The sequence below is a fragment of the Halomonas sp. AOP27-A1-41 genome (assembly GCF_052378605.1).
Taxonomy (GTDB): Bacteria; Pseudomonadota; Gammaproteobacteria; order Pseudomonadales; family Halomonadaceae; genus Vreelandella; species Vreelandella citrativorans.
Genome location: NZ_JBQSXT010000006.1, coordinates 115,653 through 133,023, shown reverse-complemented (window position 1 = coordinate 133,023; position 17,371 = coordinate 115,653). Strand labels below are relative to the sequence as shown.

General features: G+C 54.4%; 14 protein-coding genes. 2 read left to right on the top strand and 12 right to left on the bottom strand.

What is annotated here, in order from left to right; genetic code table 11:
• Positions 1-41: 41 nt before the first annotated feature.
• The 4 genes from hrpA to ACT3TC_RS06380 form a co-directional block, all read right to left on the bottom strand.
• Positions 42-4,046: an ATP-dependent RNA helicase HrpA gene (gene hrpA, locus ACT3TC_RS06395; protein ID WP_444639513.1), complete on the bottom strand. Its 4,005-nt coding sequence runs from the start codon at positions 4,044-4,046 to the stop codon at positions 42-44.
• Between the two features lie 168 nt (positions 4,047-4,214).
• A complete protein-coding gene (locus ACT3TC_RS06390; protein ID WP_444639512.1) occupies positions 4,215-5,900 on the bottom strand; it encodes an AMP-binding protein in 1,686 nt (561 codons plus the stop codon).
• 234 nt (positions 5,901-6,134) lie between these two features.
• Positions 6,135-6,914 carry a class II glutamine amidotransferase gene (locus ACT3TC_RS06385; protein WP_444639511.1) on the bottom strand — a complete coding sequence of 260 codons (780 nt, stop codon included), beginning with the start codon at positions 6,912-6,914 and terminating at the stop codon, positions 6,135-6,137.
• Between the two features lie 33 nt (positions 6,915-6,947).
• A complete protein-coding gene (locus ACT3TC_RS06380; RefSeq protein ID WP_172117063.1) occupies positions 6,948-7,376 on the bottom strand; it encodes a hypothetical protein in 429 nt (142 codons plus the stop codon).
• A 62-nt stretch (positions 7,377-7,438) separates the two neighbouring features.
• Here ACT3TC_RS06380 and ACT3TC_RS06375 point away from each other — a divergent pair, with 62 nt between their 5' ends.
• Positions 7,439-9,541: a S9 family peptidase gene (locus ACT3TC_RS06375; RefSeq protein ID WP_444639528.1), complete on the top strand. Its 2,103-nt coding sequence runs from the start codon at positions 7,439-7,441 to the stop codon at positions 9,539-9,541.
• A gap of 396 nt (positions 9,542-9,937) precedes the next feature.
• Here the strand turns inward: ACT3TC_RS06375 and ACT3TC_RS06370 are convergent, their stop codons facing one another.
• From ACT3TC_RS06370 to grxD, 8 genes are all read right to left on the bottom strand, one after another.
• Positions 9,938-10,393: a YcgN family cysteine cluster protein gene (locus ACT3TC_RS06370; protein WP_444639510.1), complete on the bottom strand. Its 456-nt coding sequence runs from the start codon at positions 10,391-10,393 to the stop codon at positions 9,938-9,940.
• 31 nt (positions 10,394-10,424) lie between these two features.
• Positions 10,425-10,994 carry an acyl carrier protein phosphodiesterase gene (locus ACT3TC_RS06365; protein WP_444639509.1) on the bottom strand — a complete coding sequence of 190 codons (570 nt, stop codon included), beginning with the start codon at positions 10,992-10,994 and terminating at the stop codon, positions 10,425-10,427.
• Positions 10,995-11,002: 8 nt separating this feature from the next.
• The gene (locus ACT3TC_RS06360; RefSeq protein WP_444639508.1) at positions 11,003-11,305 is read right to left on the bottom strand and encodes a YcgL domain-containing protein; all 303 of its coding nucleotides are present in this window, start codon (positions 11,303-11,305) and stop codon (positions 11,003-11,005) included.
• On the bottom strand, positions 11,302-12,435 hold the full coding sequence (gene rnd, locus ACT3TC_RS06355; RefSeq protein ID WP_444631534.1) for a ribonuclease D: 1,134 nt from the start codon (positions 12,433-12,435) through the stop codon (positions 11,302-11,304). Before rnd ends, ACT3TC_RS06360 begins: the two co-directional genes overlap by 4 nt.
• Positions 12,436-12,486: 51 nt before the next feature.
• Positions 12,487-13,092, bottom strand: coding sequence for a recombination mediator RecR (gene recR / locus ACT3TC_RS06350; protein WP_172117068.1), 606 nt, complete (start codon positions 13,090-13,092; stop codon positions 12,487-12,489).
• 3 nt (positions 13,093-13,095) lie between these two features.
• Positions 13,096-13,422: a YbaB/EbfC family nucleoid-associated protein gene (locus tag ACT3TC_RS06345; protein WP_172117069.1), complete on the bottom strand. Its 327-nt coding sequence runs from the start codon at positions 13,420-13,422 to the stop codon at positions 13,096-13,098.
• A 60-nt stretch (positions 13,423-13,482) separates the two neighbouring features.
• Positions 13,483-15,582: a DNA polymerase III subunit gamma/tau gene (dnaX, locus tag ACT3TC_RS06340; RefSeq protein ID WP_444639507.1), complete on the bottom strand. Its 2,100-nt coding sequence runs from the start codon at positions 15,580-15,582 to the stop codon at positions 13,483-13,485.
• A gap of 153 nt (positions 15,583-15,735) precedes the next feature.
• The gene (gene grxD, locus ACT3TC_RS06335; RefSeq protein WP_172117071.1) at positions 15,736-16,086 is read right to left on the bottom strand and encodes a Grx4 family monothiol glutaredoxin; all 351 of its coding nucleotides are present in this window, start codon (positions 16,084-16,086) and stop codon (positions 15,736-15,738) included.
• A 209-nt stretch (positions 16,087-16,295) separates the two neighbouring features.
• Between grxD and argF the strand changes: the two genes are divergently transcribed.
• The gene (argF, locus tag ACT3TC_RS06330) at positions 16,296-17,216 is read left to right on the top strand and encodes an ornithine carbamoyltransferase (protein ID WP_444639506.1); all 921 of its coding nucleotides are present in this window, start codon (positions 16,296-16,298) and stop codon (positions 17,214-17,216) included.
• The last annotated feature ends 155 nt before the right edge of the window (positions 17,217-17,371 follow it).

Here is a 17,371-nt window from a genome sequence, read left to right as displayed (position 1 = left end):
TATTACTGTGTGCGTTATTTGCAGGGTTTACCAGTCATCTTTTAAACGCTAATTATTTCTTGCCAACGCTTTTCAAGGCGCTTTGCCGATACGGGCATCAGCGTTCCCAACTGCTGAGCAAAAAGGGAAACGCGAAGCTCCTGTATCCACCAGCCAAATTCCACCAACTCGGGATCTTCAACACGCCCCCGACACTCGCTTTTACGCCGCGCATCAAAGCGAGTTTCAAGGGCCTGAACGTCATGCATCAGCATCTGGTCACGCCCGCGCTCACGTGCGGCTTTCTCAAGGCGGATGAGCGCGGCTTCGGTGTAACGAGGATACTCTGTCAGCCATTGGCCTGCATCACGAATGAACCCCGGGTAGACCAGCCGCTGCATCTGTACGCTGATATCGTTATACACTAGGGCAAGCGCAAAATTGAGCTTGCCTTTAAGCACTTTACTCACTGCCAAGTGACCTTTTAGCGCCGCCTCGACCTGTTCAAGCAGGGAAGTCGCGTAATCAACCAACGCTGCTTTGGTAACATCCAGGCGAGCACTCAATTCGGCCGATGAACGCGGCAAAGGGTGCTGGGCAACGACTTGAGTAAAGACGGCTAACATCAGGTCATCCAGCAACGCTTGCTTGCTGCCCACTTTGGCAAACAGCAGCGCGCATTTTTCAACACCGGGTAGGCGCTTAATCGCTTTTACCTGGTCAGGCTGTTTGGCAATTGCCAGCCGGGCAACCCCCTCTTGATGCGCCGCCAATGCCTTTGCCGGATGATCAAAAAGTGTGACCTTAAACTCACTGGCTTCAGCCACCAACGCCGGGTAGGCCTCGACACGAATACCCGCCTGCGTAGTCACACGCGAATCAGGCAATGGCTCCTCAGGCAGGCCGTCAAGCGTAGGCGCCTGGTTTGCCTGCTCGGCCAACGCCTGGGCACCGGCACTGGCCGCCGCTTCAAAGCGCTGCTCCAGCGCTCTGACATCGCGCCCTTGACCCAGCAGCTCTCCAGCATGATTGACGACTCGAATGTTCATAATCAGGTGGGCATCGAGTAAATCCAGCCGCCAGTCATCCGGATGAACACGCGTTGCGGTACGTCGACGTATAAATTCGCCCAATGCTTCTGTGAGCGGGCGCTGATCGGGCACTAGGGTTTCCAACGCTGCATCGACCCAATCAGGAATGGGTACCACCTGGCGGCGAATGCTTTTAGGCAGCGACTTTAAAAGCGCAATGCACTTTTCTCTTAAAAGCCCAGGCACCAACCACTCTAATGCGTGCACAGGCAATTGAGGCAGCATGGCGGCAGGTACGGTCAATGTAACGCCATCATCGTCTGCATTGGGATCAAAGTGATAACTCACCGGATAAGCCACCCCGGCAAGTGTTAAATGGTCAGGGTACTGCGCTTGGGTGACATCGGCGGCGTCACGCGCTTTCAGCGCATCCAGATCAAAATTCAACAGCGTAGGCGTCTGGCGTTCAGCCTGCTTGCGCCAGTGCTCGAAGCCTTTACCATTGACAATGTCGTCTGGAATACGCGCGTCGTAAAACGCAAACAACGCCTCTTCATCGACCAGAATATCACGGCGGCGGGCGCGGTCTTCAAGTGCCTCCACTTCGTCAATGAGTGCGCGGTTATGAGCAAAAAACGCGCCCTGGGTCGTAAACTCGCCTTCCACCAGCGCACGACGAATAAACAGCTCGCGCGATTCTTTGGGGGCAATCGGACCATAGTGCACACGCCGACGCGCGACGATAGGCAAGCCAAACAGCGTTACTTGCTCAAAAGCCACAACCTGCGCGCGCTTTTGTTCCCAATGAGGTTCGCTATAGCTGCGTTTCACCAAGTGCTGAGCCTGCGGTTCGATCCACTGGGGATCGATCTTGGCAACGGTGCGTGCATACAGTTTTGTGGTTTCAATCAGCTCAAATGCCATTAGCCATTTGGGCGATTTTTTGGCGAGCCCCGAGCCGGGGTGAATCATGAATTTGCGGTTACGCGCCCCCAGATACTCGCGATTTTCTACTACCGTGCCCAGGTTAGACAAAAGGCCTGAAAGAAGCGCCTGGTGTAACTTACCTGAGGTCTTGCGTCTGGCCTGACGCGCCTGCTCTTCGCTCTCCTCATCATTGCGCGGTAGCGGAGCGGGAACATCGATCTGCATATCGCGCAGCAACTGCCTAAGCTGACGGAACGTATCGTGCCATTCACGCATGCGCAGATAATTAATATAGTGCTCGCGACACCAGCGGCGCAGCTGATTGCCGGATAATGCTTCGCGGGCATTCTCAATGCCATGCCACAAGTTGAGCAGCGCGACAAAATCTGAATCCGGGTCGTGCCAACGCTGGTGCGCCTGATCGGCAGCCTGGCGTTTATCGGCCGGACGGTCTCGCGGGTCCTGAATGGCAAGCGCGGACACCACCACCAGAACATCGCGCAGGCTACCGCGCTCCGCACCTGCTAACACCATCCGTGCCAAGCGCGGGTCGATGGGCAGTTTCGCTAACTTTCGCCCCAACTCGCTAAGGTGATGCTTTTCGTTGACCGCGCCCAGCTCAAACAGTAGCCGAAAACCATCTTTTACAAAGCGGCTGTCCGGTGGGTCTACAAAGGGGAAGGCTTCAATATCACCCAGCTTTAGCGCCAGCATCGACAGAATGACCGAGGCTAAATTGGTCCGCTGAATTTCAGGATCAGTAAAGGCTGGACGCGAGACGAAGTCCTCTTCGTCGTAAAGACGAATACACACCCCTTCTGCCACCCTACCGCAGCGCCCCTTGCGCTGATTGGCGCTGGCCTGGCTTACCGGCTCAATCGGTAGGCGCTGAATTTTTGCCCGATAGCTGTAGCGGCTAATCCGGACAAGCCCCGGGTCCACCACATAACGAATGCCAGGCACCGTCAACGAGGTTTCCGCAACGTTAGTGGCCAACACAATGCGCCTTCCACGGTGGGCAGAAAAAACCCGGTTCTGCTCCTCATTGGAGAGACGTGCGTACAGCGGCAGTATTTCCGTCCCTTGCAAATCAGCCCGGCGTAACGTATCGGCTGTTTCACGAATTTCTCGCTCGCCTGGCAAAAATACCAGAACATCCCGGGGGCCATGTAGCCAGCCTTTTTCGCGCTCGATGGCTTCGATTTCGAGAACGGCGTGCAAAATCCCTTCTTGTAAGGTGCGATCCTCTTCATCTTCTTCATCACGCACCAAAGGGCGATAATGCACATCGACCGGATACGTGCGTCCTGATACCTCAACGACGGGCGCGGGTGCTTTAGGCGTACCGAAATGCGCGGCAAAACGATCAACATCAATGGTTGCCGAGGTAATAATCACTTTAAGGTCAGGACGTTTAGGCAACAGCCTTTTTAAATAGCCCAGCAGAAAATCGATGTTCAGGCTGCGCTCGTGAGCCTCATCAATAATGATGGTGTCGTAGCGCAGCAACAAGGGATCGTGTTGGGTTTCAGCCAGCAAGATACCATCGGTCATTAGCTTCACTAGCGTGGTGGAGCTACTTTGATCCGTAAAACGTACCTGATAGCCCACCTGCTCGCCAAGCGGCACTTCAAGCTCTTCGGCCAGCCGCCCGGCAACACTGCGCGCCGCTAAACGCCGCGGCTGTGTATGACCGATAAGTCCTTTACGTCCACGGCCTAACTCCAGGCACATTTTGGGGAGCTGAGTCGTTTTGCCCGACCCGGTCTCCCCCGCCACTACCACCACCTGATGGTCACGAAGGGCGTTTAAAATATCTTCCCGACGCTCAACCACCGGCAACTCAGCCGGATAGTTAAAGGTCACCTTCAACGCCTCGCGCTGGTTAAACACTTGCTGTGCCCGGTGAATATCGCGCTCCACCTCGTGCAAACCGTGACCAATCGGCTTGTTGTCGCGCAGGCGACGCGCCAGCCCTGCTACGCGCCGCTCAAGACGCTGGGCATCACGCAGCATAACGTTGCTTATAGTTTCATTAAGCTTAGCCAGGCGTTGATTATCGGTAAGATCAGAGGGCATATCGGTGGTCACGTTAGACTCAGTTTCCATTCGTTATTGAAGAGCAGATGTACCAATGGATATCGGTAGGGCAAATAACTATTCGGCCCGCTACGCGAGCGGGCCGAATATTGTAACGCTTTCACCAACGCGACGCCTAACCAGTGGCGTAATCGCTCATCAGTGCGTTATCTATTTTCGTCACTATAGACGCTTCCTCTAACTATCTGCCTCACTGGCCGCAGGCTTATTTTCATCGCGCAGTTCACGACGCAATACTTTGCCCACATTGGTTTTGGGCAGTTCATCACGAAACTCGATGAACCTGGGCACTTTATAGCCGGTAAGTTCTTTTTTGCACCAGCTGCGCAGCGTTTCGGCATCCAACTGACTGTTTTTGGAGACGACAAACAGCTTGATGACTTCACCTGCGTCGTCGTCCGGCACACCGACTACCGCCGCTTCGATAATATCCGGATGGGCGGCGACCACGTCTTCCACCTCATTGGGGTAGACGTTAAAGCCCGACACCAGAATCATATCCTTCTTGCGGTCAACGATGCGGATGTAGCCGTCGTCCTGAAGCACGGCGATATCACCGGTATGGAACCAGCCGCCCTCATCGATGGAGTTACGGGTTTCATCGTCGCGCTGCCAGTATCCCTTCATCACTTGAGGGCCCTGCACGCAAAGCTCGCCCGGCTCGCCCAGAGCCACATCATTGCCATTAGCATCCACTACTTTTACCGAGGTGCCTGCAACGGGCTTACCGATCGTACCCAGTTGAATAGCATCGGTTGGGTTAAAGCTCACAATTGGCGAGGTTTCTGTCAATCCATACCCTTCAGCAACTGGGCAACCCGTCGTTTGCTCCCAACGCTGGGCGGCTGCCTTGGTTAGCGCCATACCACCAGAAATAGTCAGCTTTAGATGGGAAAAATCGAGCTGCTTAAAGTCGTCACGATTACACAGCGCATTGAACAGCGTATTTAAGCCAATAAAAGCTGTGAACTTTAGCCCTTTAAGCTCTTTTATAAAGCTGTCCAGATCACGGGGGTTGGTAATCAGCAGCGAATGATTGCCCGACTCCATTAAAAACAGGCAGTTCACTGTAAAGGTGTAGATATGGTAAACCGGCAGCGGCGCTATTACTAACTCCTCGCCCACGTTTAGATGCGTACCAATAGCGGCACGCGCCTGCAGCATATTAGCAATCAAGTTACGGTGGGTTAGCATCGCCCCTTTTGGCAGGCCGGTTGTGCCGCCGGTGTACTGTAGCGCGGCCAAATCATCCTGTTCTCGGCTTACCTCAGTGTGATTTAAAGAAGCGCCTTTTTTCAAAACATCACGAAAGCTTAACGCGGTGGGCAGCGAGTAGGCAGGCACCATCTTTTTCACATGCTTCACGACCGCATTAATCAACCACCGTTTGGGCAGGCCGTGCAGGTCTCCCAGCTCGGTGACCAGCACATGTTTGATATCGGTTTTATCAACGACGTTTTCAAGCTTTTTAGCCATATTGGCTAATATCAACACAGCCTTGGCACCAGAATCCTTAAACTGGTGGGTCATCTCCCGCTCGGTGTAAAGCGGGTTGGTATTTACCACGACCAGACCTGCCCGCATGGCGCCAAACACCGCCACGGGGAACTGCAAGACATTGGGCAGTTGAATGGCGATCCGGTCGCCCGGCTTCAAATCAGTCTCGTGCTGAAGCCAAGCGGCAAAGTCTGCTGAAAGACGGTCAAGATCAGCAAAAGTAAGCGTTTTGCCCATGCAGCTAAAAGCAGGCTTTTGCTGATACCGGCTTACTGCCGCGTGAAAAACATCTGTGACAGAGTCGTACTTATCCAACCCTTCAAGCGCTGGGCCGCGTAAAATAGGCGCTGTGGCGTGTTCGCTCATGGGCAATCTCCGCTATCCATGTCGATGTTATAACCGACCTTGTTATTGTCGCGAGGCAAGAGGACCAACGATATACGACCCCAGACATGCTGTAAAACGATCGATTGAAACTTGTGTTTCAACTTTAGCCGATAAAGGGCCGAGCTCTTAACTTTCCTCCCATCTTTTCTAAATGTCTACGTAACAATGTAGCGTAATGGCCAGTTCTTATAGACAGTTCTTATGGACAAGTCCTTATGGACAGTAACGCGCCTCGATTTCTCCTTCACGCCACACTACAAGCTCGCCGGGCACCATGGTGCACCAGGCTTCATTGTGGGTTAGCGGCTCGGTGGCTATAACAGAAACCACATCATTGGGTGTCGTGTGCTCGGCAAAATTAACCGTAAGTTCGGCATCAGAAAGCTCGGCATCACCAAAGGGTGCTCGCCGGGTAATATGCGCAAGCTTCGTCGAGCAGTAGGTATAGAGATACTGACCATCGGACAGCAGCAAGTTAAATACGCCCAGCGTGCGTAGCTGTTCACATCGTGCGTGCAGCGTCTCCCATAAAGATTCAAGCGATGCCGGGGCCGTTGGAAAAGCGTCTCGCAGTTGGCCCATTAGCCAACAAAAAGCATGCTCGCTATCGGTATTGCCAACCGGCGTGTACACCCCCAACGGTAAGTGCTGCCATTCGCTTAGCTGACCATTGTGCGCATAGCACCAAGGGCGGCCCCACATTTCACGCGTAAAAGGGTGAGTGTTCGCCAGGCGCACACCGCCAACGTTTGCCTGGCGGATATGGCTAATCACTACGTTTGATTTAATCGGGTAGTCGCAGATTAGCCGTGCGATGGGCGAGTTGACAGAAGGATGCGGGTCTCGAAACTCGCGATACCCGCCCTCTTCATAAAAAGCGATACCCCACCCGTCGCGGTGCGGCCCAGTGCCGCCACCACGATGTAAAAAGCCTGAAAAACTAAAGCAGATATCGGTCGGGACGTTAGCGCTCATCCCCAACAGCTCACACATAACAGCGCCTCCTTCCGCTTTTCATTATCTGCATTAACCAATAACCGGTTCGCGACGACGCGTAGGCTGTGGGTCTTCAGCTTCCTCCTGTTTCACGCGCTTGGCGGGCGGCGCACTTGGCGGCCGACGCCACCACCAGAGAGCAATGCCTATCGCTGCGCCGATAGCAATCCCAGCGACCAGGCACAACAGGCTGCCACGCAGCGCATTAACGTTATGCTCAAGAAAACCAACCGCGGCCACCATCGCCGCAGGCGCCCAACCGGTATAGAACTCACCCTCTTCTACTAACGGTAGACGAAACATCGCTGGCGTCCACATGGCGCCCGCCATTCCCCACGTCACCACCAGGCGCGGCAAACGCGGTAGAAACGCCACCGCAAAATAGATGGCAATGACGACCAGCAGCGAAATACCGTAATAACTTAGCCACAGCTGTGACATTGAACCTGTAAACAGCATAATACCCCTCATGTGGGTGCATGCACCCGACGTTAATTTCCCGCTATGGTACCTATCAATTTATGAAAGCACAGCCAGACACGCTCGCAGGCTCACCCGTCGCGCGCTATTATCGCGCTAATGATCCCAAATGGCACTGGTTGGAAGCACGAGATTCGCCTGATGTTAGCGCATTTTTAGAAGCCGCCAACCAGCAGCAGGCCCAATGGTTTGCACCGCTGGCTCCGCTGGCCGAAACGCTCTATAAAAGCCATCTTGCGCGCCGTGAGCTTGCCGTCACCAGCCTTGAGACAGCGCTTGACCACTTTACGTTCTGGAGCGAGACCGGCGCCGACGATGATTACCCTCGCTGGTGGCGTTTCCCAAACGGGCAACCGGCACAGCGTGAATGTTTTTTTGATGTTCAAGCCCGTGCTGCGGATGAAGAATTTTATGACATGGGCGATATGGCACTCTCTCCTGACGAGCAGTGGCTCGCCTGGACAGAGGACACACAAGGAGACGAGCGCTACACGCTTTGGATAAAATCGCTGCCCAGCGGCGAGCCTGTCTCTCTGCTCAGCGATATTGGCGCGGGCTTATGTTGGGCTGAAGACCAGACAGCAAGCTCGGCAACCCTCTTTTTTACTCGATTTGATGCAACCCAACGCCCTGACAGTATTTGGCAAGTATCGCTCCCTTTTAACGCACCTGCACAGCACTCAGCGCCTACTCTGGTGCTGCGTGAAAAGGACCCTGAGTTTTGGCTGGGCATTGGCAAAACCCGCTCGCGCCAGTGGTTACTGATCGAAAGCGGCTCGAAAGATACCAACGAGATTTACGCGCTGCCCGCGCATCAGCCATCGGCCGTGCCACTCTGTGTGCAGCCCCGTCAACCCGGCGTTGAGTACACGATTGACCACCGGCCAGGCACCTTTTACCGCGTCCATAACCAGGCGAGCGCGCATTTTCAGCTCGACTTCCTGGACGAACCTGCCCTGGGTAACCCTGAAGCACGCTGGCAGCCACTTATCGCGCCGCGCGATGACACCACACTGGAAGGTATTGATGCGTTTTCCTGGGGGCTGATTATCGCAGAGCGCGACCATACCCAAGCGCAGGTAGTGCTGCGTCGCTGGGTGTTGGATGCACAGCATCATCGCCTGGTTGACGACTACCTTAGCCTGCCAGAGCAACCTTGTTCCCAATCACTTGAAGATGCGCCGCATTTTGACACCCAGGAATTACGCTTACGCGAGGAGTCCTTTACACAGCCCCCCAGCTGGTTTGCGCTTGATCTTGCCAGTGGCGAGCGAACACTCCTTAAGCGCGTTCCCGTTTATGGTGGTTTAACACCGGAGCAGTTGGTAAGTCGCCTAATATGGGCCACCAGCGCAGACGGTGAGCAAGTACCGGTCTCTATCGTAATGCGTGCGGACCTGGTCGGTGAGCCATTACCCACGCTACTTTATGGCTACGGTGCTTACGGGGAAGCGCTTGACCCGTGGTTTTCTATTGCCCGCTTGGAGTTGCTTGAACGCGGCGCCGCGTTTGCAGTTGCCCATGTGCGCGGCGGTGGCGAGCGGGGTGAACCCTGGTACTTGCAGGGTAAAATGGCGCACAAAGAGAATAGCTTTAACGACTTTCTGGCCGCGCGGGATGCGCTGGTGGAGTGCGGAGTAAGTGACCCTGCGCGAGTAGTCGCTTACGGCGCCAGCGCTGGCGGTTTATTGGTCGGCACGTGTGTTAATCGTGCTCCCAAGGCTTTTTGTGCCGCTGTGCTTGATGTGCCGTTTTTGGATGTCTTACGCACGATGCAAAACCCCGAACTTCCCCTAACCACCGCTGAGTACAGCGAATGGGGAAACCCCGAAACACCCGAAGTGGCCGAACGCATTCGTCACTACTCGCCCATGGACAATATAACGGCCCAAGAGTATCCCGCGCTTTGGATTGAAGGCAGTTGGTTTGATACACGGGTGAGCTACTGGGAGCCTGCCAAATATTACGCGCAAGTCACCCAACAGCAGCTAGGCAGCGCCCCTGTTTTGATGCATACCGATATGAGCAGCGGGCATGGCGGTGCATCCGGCCGATTTAAAGCGTGGCAAGATACCGCTAGGCAAGACGCGTTTATCCTTTGGGCATTGGGGTTAGCCGCCGATTTCAAGGATAGCACCATCTAAGCAGCCCACTGCTTTAAACCTCCCACCGTTAGGCAGCCTTCGCGCTGCCTTTTATTTTTTTGAAAACACTTTCCACAAAAACAATTTTGCTTCATACTCAACTTTAGTCGAATGCTTTTACCTTTACTATTGGAGCAAGCAATGAAGCACCAGGACCACTTCCCAACCATTTGGGACATGCCGCTTAAGCAACCGTCCGCCAAGCCGAATAAAAACAGAGCAGCTAAAAACACAGCGGCTCAACCATCCTTGTTCAAAGGCATAATGCTTGCCTTAAGAAATATAGCCAAGCACAAGCCCGTCGCCTAACGATCACGTCAGGCTGGATATTTGTGTGGACCGGCTTAATGTCGTCAAAAAGGAGAGGGCTGGGGCTGCCACTTGCAGGATGGTTACTTACATGGGCAGTACAGCAATAATGTGGGATTCAAGTTCTCGTTCAGGCACATCATCCTGAGAGACCGCAAAGCTACGCACGCTGATGCCTTTACGGTGCACGCGCTCGGCATCATTACTCAGCAGCGGATGCCAGCCAGCTAACTTCCGCCCTTCGGATACTCGGCGATACGCGCACGAAGCGGGCAGCCAGGTAAACTCTTTTACCAGTGCAGGCGTCAGTTGGGTGCAGTCAGGCACACTATCAAAGCGATTCGGGTAATCACTGCATTGGCAGCTTTGAATATCCAGCAGGCGGCAGGCGACGTTCAAGACAGCCAGCTCCTGCGTTTCATCATCATGTAGCTTTAACAGGCAACACTGCCCGCAGCCATCGCAAAGTGCCTCCCACTCGTGCGGGGTAAGCTCTTCCAGCGTGTAACGCTCCCAAAAGCGCTCGCGCATTCCGGTTTCCATCCTTACTCCTCTTGCGGGTTATACGCGTAATTTACAGCCCATCGCTGCTTAACGTGGCGCTTAACGCTGGCCATAGCGAATGATAATCCGCTTCCAATAAACGATAGTCGCTTTGCAGCCAAGGGATGAGTTCAGCAAGCCGATTTGGTCCTGACAAGCGCTGACCAAGACCCGCAACTGCCTTGCAGGTAAAATCAAAATCGGCGTAATTTCTTAGCCAATCATGCTTGATCATAAAGGGCATCATCCCCTCCAGCCGATTGGGCGCCGGTCTCGCTGACAACAGGCGATAACAGCGCTCTACCATTTGCTGCTGCTCAAGCAAGCCGGCCTTATCTCGCGCTAAAAAATGATCCCACACAATATCCAGTGCAATCCCAGCGTAGCGTCGCTTACCTGCAGGCGCCCGATGTTTCGCATTTAGCACGCTTGGATGCTGGTCGACCCAGGCATCCACTTTACGGTGATGCTGTATGCCGCTCGCGACATCGGCTGGCCAATCACCCAGATGGCTACCTTTAACACCATCGGCAATCAGGTTACCGTAAAGAAAATCATCACTCCCTTCACAGGCAAGCCAGGCATGGGCCAGGAAATTCACGGTAGCGGCTACTGCGCCGCGTCGCGCGCGTTTAATTGCGCGCGATGTACATCAAGCAAGTAATCCTCTTTTGCAGGCGGCATCTGCAGATAAAAGCCCTGCTCATCAATAGCGGCTATAACGTCATCCACATTTACTCGGGCCAGTTTTTTATCGGCGGTGAGAATCATGGTGAATACCGCAACGGGCTTTCCAAACGTTGCAAGCAGCGCCTCAGGAACGGGCGTGAACCCTTTGCGCTTATCAACGTATAAATACATTTCATCTTTTCGCGAGCTTTTAAAAATCTCACAAAGCAGCTTGTCACTCATTTAGACAACTCCTTTAATGCCTGCTCAAGCTCATCGGCGAAACATTCGCCCCGCCATCCTTGTGGCAGAGTTAAAGGCTGGCTTGCCATGTCCTGCATAACCAACGCCTCAATATCACGGCGGCGCATCAGCACTTCAGACGCCATGCCAAGCCCGGCCGCTTTCGTGTTAATAACGGATTTTAGGGCTTTGAAACGTTGTTTAAAGGCGGGCTGCATCGGGTCCGGCCAACGCGCCAACAGCTCATTTTCGTCGCAGTGCTGGGCCTTTTTAACCATTGCCAATAGCGTGTCGCCCTCTTTTTTGACCAACGCTGGCTTAAAGCCTTCCACCTCGGCCAACTCATAGCGATTTTTCGGCATGGCGTCAGCAGCCGCAAACAGCAACTTGTCACTAATAAGCCAATTGCGCGGCAAATTACGCCGCCGTGTTTCGCCTTCCCGCCAAATGGTCATCAGGCGATAAGCTTCTAATTGGCGCGGATCAAGCCGCCATAGCTGACGGTGACGGGCGTACCACTGGCCATCCGCTTCAACACTGCGCCCGGCCTGTTCGATCAAACTGGCACACTCTTCATGCAGCCATTGGCCGCGGCCTAACCCTTCCAGTCGTTCAGCCTGATGCGCCCATACTTGAAGCAGGTAAATAACATCCAACGCCGCATAGTCACACTGAGAGGACGTCAAAGGCCGCTCTAGCCAGTTGGAGCGTGTCTCCTCTTTGGGCAGCGTTTCGCCTATCCAAAACTCCACCAGCTTTTGATACCCCATCGAGGGCACTTCACCGAGAAACCCTTGAGCAACCTGCGTATCCACCAATGGCGTTGGCAGCACCCCGGCCCAATGCTGAAAAACTTCTAAATCTTCACTACACGCATGCAGCAGTTTAATGGCGCTATTTTGCAGTAACTGCCGAAAGGCGGGCGTGCAGGACGTGGCCAGCGGGTCAACCAAATACGCAACGTCCCCGGCAGCAAATTGAATTAATGCAGGGACGGGGAAAAACGTGTTTTCACGGAAAAACTCTGTATCCAGCGCGATGACAGGGGCGTTGGCCACTTGTGCGCAGGCCGCATCAAGCGCCTCGGGGCTGTCAATCCACTGGTATACGGGGGAGGCTAGAGAAGACAAAGCATACTTCCAGGTTGCTACAACCGCGATTGCGCTTGCAATGTTGATGGGTTAATCGCTGGTAAAGGGCTGTCGGCCATTAAACGCACGGCTTAAGGTACCGCCATCGACATACTCAAGCTCACCACCCATAGGAACACCATAAGCTAAACGTGAAAACTTCACGCCGTAGTGGGCCAATTGAGCGGCGATATAGTGCGCGGTTGCTTCACCTTCGACGGTTGGGTTGGTCGCCAGTACAATTTCTTCGATATGGCCTTCTGCTACACGCGTTTCCAACTGCTCAAGCCCAATCGCGTCAGGACCGATACCATCCAGAGGCGACAAGTGCCCATGAAGCACAAAATAGCGGCCCTGAAAGCCGCCCGCTTCCTCAATCGCCAGCTGATCAGCGGGTGACTCAACCACACACAATAAGGCATCGTCGCGGCGAGGCGTTTCGCATATCGCGCAAATATCTGCTTCGGTCAGTGTGCGACAGCGCTGACAGTAGCCGACCTCGTCAATCGCTTTTTGAATAACCGAAGCAAGACGCTGACCGCCTGCCCGCTCACGCTCAAGCAAATGCATTGCCATACGTTGGGCCGTCTTCGGCCCAACCCCTGGCAACACACGAAACGCATCCATCAGTTGTTCAATAAGAGGAGAGAATCGCATTACTTAGAACGGCATCTTGAAACCAGGCGGCAGGTTCAATCCAGCCGTTGCTTCTTCCATCCGAGCTTTAGAGTTTGTTTCAACTTTACGTACAGCATCATTCACCGCGGCGGCTAAAAGATCTTCAAGCAGCTCTTTATCTTCTTCCATTACGCTTGGATCGATGCTGACCTGGCTCACGTCATGGCGTCCGTTCATGGTGACTTTAACCATGCCTGCGCCGGCTTCACCGTATACTTCTGACTGAGCGGCTTCTTCCTGAATGCGCTGCATTTTTTCCTGCATCTCTTGGGCTTGCTTCATCAAGTTGCCCATTCCACCTTTCAACATGGTGTTCTCTCCTGGCTAATTAAAGACGGGGTTGTTAAAAAACGAGTATCCGGTGCAGTGCTAACGCTTGGCGGCCGCGGGCTTGACGGTTGATTCTATCAGCGTCGCACCAAACGCCTGCTGTAACTTCTGTATATTGGGATCGTGGTTCAAGAGATCAACAGCCTGCGCATGCTGCTCTTGATTCAACCGCTCTTCGCGCTGACGCGGTGTCTCACTCTGTGTCGACAGCTCGGCCACCACGAATTCGACCCGGCGCGGCACCCCTTGTTCACTTAATGCGCGTTCGATGCGCGTTTTGTGAATCTCTGCCTGCATGGCCGCCTGGCTTGGATCCAAGCGCAGCGTCAACGTATTGCCATCGTCGCTCTCCAGCAGACAGTTCGCCGCCAAACTGCGCGTTAAGCCGCCCAAGCCTAAAGAATCAAAGCATAGCAGCCATTTTGCATGGTCCAGCACTTCATTGCCGATGTCAGCGATGGGCGCTGTCTGCTCAGGGGCTGGCACGGCTTCTGACTCAGAGGTTGATACCGGCGCTGAAGCCAACACAGCCTCTGAAGCGGGTGCTTTGCGAACACTTGGCGAAGGCACTTCCGCTTGGCCGCTTTCATGTGCTTCGGCTTGCTCTACGTCATCAAGCGACCATGGCGGCGGCATTGGGCTATCCGCGGCAGCTGCCTCGTTATCGTCTGCTTTATACCCTGTTGAACCCATCCGTATTTCGGGACTATCGCCAAGCGCTTCCCCTTCAACACGTGCATCAGGCGCTGGCTGCTGGGCATGTTTTTTTTCGAGCTCTGCTTGCGGCGTGTCTATATAGTCTGTGTCTGCCTTTGGCTGATCCCCAGCCCCAGTTACGGGAGCATCGGATAGAGAGCTAACCGCAGACGCGGCAGACGCTTCGGGCTCTGATTGAACATAATTGCTGGCCGAGGCTGAAGCAGGTGACTGAGTCGCCGTACTGGCTGGCGCTGCGCTCTGCCCCACGCTTTGACTTCCCTCCGACCCTGTTGGCTCAGCACGCAGCGGTAGCGGCGTGCGGGGCGGCTTGGGCACGCCCTGCGGCCGGAATGCCAGCATGCGCAGTAGCGTCATTTCCAGCGCACTGCGCAAGTCAGGCGCGTGTGCCATATCGCCTCGGCCTTGAAGCCCTATCTGGTAGTAGAGCTGAATATCTTCAGCGGTAAAGCGGCTGGCGAGCTGTAAAATAGCCTCTCGATCACCATGACTGTTATCCACGGCGTCCGGCACCATTTGGGCAACGGCAAGACGGTGCAAAATAGCCGACAGCTCGTCTAGCACGGCAGCAAAATCAGGGCCCTGTTCTGCCAATTGTGCTACTTCAGCCAGCAGTTGCTGCACATCTACATCCGCCAGCGCGCTTACCAGCGCTAAAATATGCCGGTGATCCAGGGTTCCCAGCATCGCCGCTACATCGACATGGCGGACGGCGCCCTGCCCAAAGGCAATCGCCTGGTCGGTCAGACTCATGGCGTCACGCATTGAGCCTTCAGCTGCTTTGCCTAATAGCCATAGCGCGCTTTCATCGAAGGCCACGCCCTCTTCACCCAGTACATAGGTGAGATGCTCAACAACTCGCTCAGGCGGCATGTGTTTAAGCGTGAACTGAAGGCAGCGCGACAGCACCGTTGCAGGCAGCTTTTGCGGATCCGTAGTGGCAAGCAGAAACTTAACGTGAGGGGGCGGCTCTTCCAGCGTTTTCAATAGCGCGTTAAAACTGCTGGTTGAAAGCATGTGCACCTCATCAATCAGGTACACCTTGTAACGCCCCTGGGTGGGCGCGTACTGCACGTTATCCAGTAATTCGCGGGTATCTTCTACCTTGGTGCGCGACGCCGCATCGACTTCGATCAAATCGACAAAACGCCCTTCATCAATGGCTACGCAGCTATCGCACTGACCACACGGTGTTGAGGTAATGCCCTCATCGCCGCGCCCGTTAGCCGTGCAGTTCAAGCATTTGGCCAATATACGTGCAAGCGTGGTTTTACCGACACCGCGGGTGCCAGTAAATAAATAGGCGTGGTGAAGACGCCCCTGGTCAAGCGCATTGACCAAGGCGCGCTGAACATGGGCCTGACCCACGAGTTCGTGGAATGTACGTGGTCGCCACTTGCGGGCCAGAACCTGATAGCTCATTGAGCAATACTTCCTTCGGCGGGCTGTCCTGATGATGCATCTTTCAATAACAGCAGGTGCCACAATGCGTGATAAAACGCCATTCTAGCGGCTACGCCGCAGCCCGCCAACCGCCCGAGCGGGGAACTCGGGCGTTATCGTTAGGCGTTATCGTTAGGCGTTATCTGCACCATCTTCCGCACCTGCCCGCTGGGCAGCTTCTTTAACCAGCTTTTCGAGCTCGCCGTTTTGATGCATTTCCACGACAATATCGCAGCCACCGACCAGCTCACCTTCAACCCACAGCTGCGGGAAAGTAGGCCAATTGGCGATTTTAGGCAGCTCAGCACGGATATCCGGGTTATCCAAAATATTAACGAACGCAAAGCGCTCACCGCAGTTCATCAAGGCCTGGACCGTCTGGGCTGAGAAGCCACACTGCGGCAGCTGAGGCGAGCCTTTCATGTAAAGCAAAATGGGATTTTCGCTGATTTGACGCTGAATATTTTCGGCTGTTGTGCTCATAAAAGTACTCCTTAAGTAAAGAACTAGCGCAACGAAGGTCAGTATACGCACGAAATAAACCGTAGATCACCCAGGCGCCTGACGCCTGCCTTAATACCTGAGTACGGTACTCGGCCTTAATCTTTGGAGGCCATTCTACGCGTGCCGTTCGCGTTGCGCATCCCCCGCCGCCTCGCTAGGATGGTGTTTTTACGCGGAGAGAAGCAACCATGGCGACACGCCATTTCCTTACCCTGCTGGATTTGACGCCTGATGAACTGAGTTATTTGATTCAGCGTGCCATTAAAATTAAAACAGATCTTAAAGCCAACGGGCCGGAGTATGCGCCGCTGGCGAACCGAACGCTGGCGATGATCTTTGAAAAATCGTCGACACGTACACGCGTATCGTTTGAAACCGGCATGGCGCAATTTGGCGGGCACGCGCTGTTCTTATCTCCGCGCGACACTCAGTTAGGGCGCGGCGAGCCAATCGAAGACACCGCTCGCGTGCTTTCTGAGATGGTCGATGCCGTTATGATCCGCACCTTCTCTCATGCAGGCCTTGAAACCTACGCCAGCGCCAGCAGCGTTCCCGTCATTAACGCGTTAAGCGATGACTATCACCCCTGCCAGCTACTGGCCGACGTGATGACCTGGACCGAGCTACGCGGAAGCGTTAAGGGCCGCACCGCCGTCTGGATTGGCGACGGTAACAACATGTGTCACTCGTGGATTAACGCGGCGCGCCAGTTTGATTTCCATCTGCGCATTTGCTGCCCGAAAGGCTACGAACCACGCGCCGACATCATGGAGGCCGCTGGGGATCACGTCACACTAATGCACGACCCGCAGGCAGCCGTTCAGGGCGTAGACCTGGTGACCACCGATGTTTGGGCGTCCATGGGTCAAGAGGAAGAGCAGGCCAAGCGTGAAGCGGATTTTGCCGGTTTCCAGGTCACAGAAACCATGCTGGATCAGGCGCAAAGCGATGTACTGTTCTTGCACTGCCTACCTGCACACCGTGGCGAAGAGATCAGCCATACGCTGCTTGATGACCCCCGCACCGTGGTATGGCAAGAAGCTGGAAACCGCTTACACGCGCAAAAGGCGTTAATCGAGTTTTTACTGCTTGGCCAGATTAGCGAATAAACCCGCATCAATAGCCACCAAAGAACCCTGTTTGGTGGCTATTGATATTGATGGCTTGCATCAGATGGCGAGTTTTAGGCAACCATCACCCAAGAGCCATTGATACACGCATACGAAAAAGCCTCGCTATGAATAGCGAGGCTTTTTCGATTAAT

Excerpts from the sequence above, each read along its gene's own strand:
- ACT3TC_RS06380 (WP_172117063.1), bottom strand. The coding sequence starts at position 7,376 with ATGCTGTTTACAGGTTCAATGTCACAGCTGTGGCTAAGTTATTACGGT.
- ACT3TC_RS06370 (WP_444639510.1), bottom strand. The coding sequence starts at position 10,393 with ATGGAAACCGGAATGCGCGAGCGCTTTTGGGAGCGTTACACGCTGGAA.
- dnaX (WP_444639507.1), bottom strand. The coding sequence starts at position 15,582 with ATGAGCTATCAGGTTCTGGCCCGCAAGTGGCGACCACGTACATTCCAC.
- grxD (WP_172117071.1), bottom strand. The coding sequence starts at position 16,086 with ATGAGCACAACAGCCGAAAATATTCAGCGTCAAATCAGCGAAAATCCC.
- hrpA (WP_444639513.1), bottom strand. The coding sequence starts at position 4,046 with ATGGAAACTGAGTCTAACGTGACCACCGATATGCCCTCTGATCTTACC.
- ACT3TC_RS06345 (WP_172117069.1), bottom strand. The coding sequence starts at position 13,422 with ATGTTGAAAGGTGGAATGGGCAACTTGATGAAGCAAGCCCAAGAGATG.
- ACT3TC_RS06390 (WP_444639512.1), bottom strand. The coding sequence starts at position 5,900 with ATGAGCGAACACGCCACAGCGCCTATTTTACGCGGCCCAGCGCTTGAA.
- ACT3TC_RS06375 (WP_444639528.1), top strand. The coding sequence starts at position 7,439 with ATGAAAGCACAGCCAGACACGCTCGCAGGCTCACCCGTCGCGCGCTAT.
- argF (WP_444639506.1), top strand. The coding sequence starts at position 16,296 with ATGGCGACACGCCATTTCCTTACCCTGCTGGATTTGACGCCTGATGAA.
- recR (WP_172117068.1), bottom strand. The coding sequence starts at position 13,092 with ATGCGATTCTCTCCTCTTATTGAACAACTGATGGATGCGTTTCGTGTG.
- ACT3TC_RS06360 (WP_444639508.1), bottom strand. The coding sequence starts at position 11,305 with ATGAGTGACAAGCTGCTTTGTGAGATTTTTAAAAGCTCGCGAAAAGAT.
- ACT3TC_RS06385 (WP_444639511.1), bottom strand. The coding sequence starts at position 6,914 with ATGTGTGAGCTGTTGGGGATGAGCGCTAACGTCCCGACCGATATCTGC.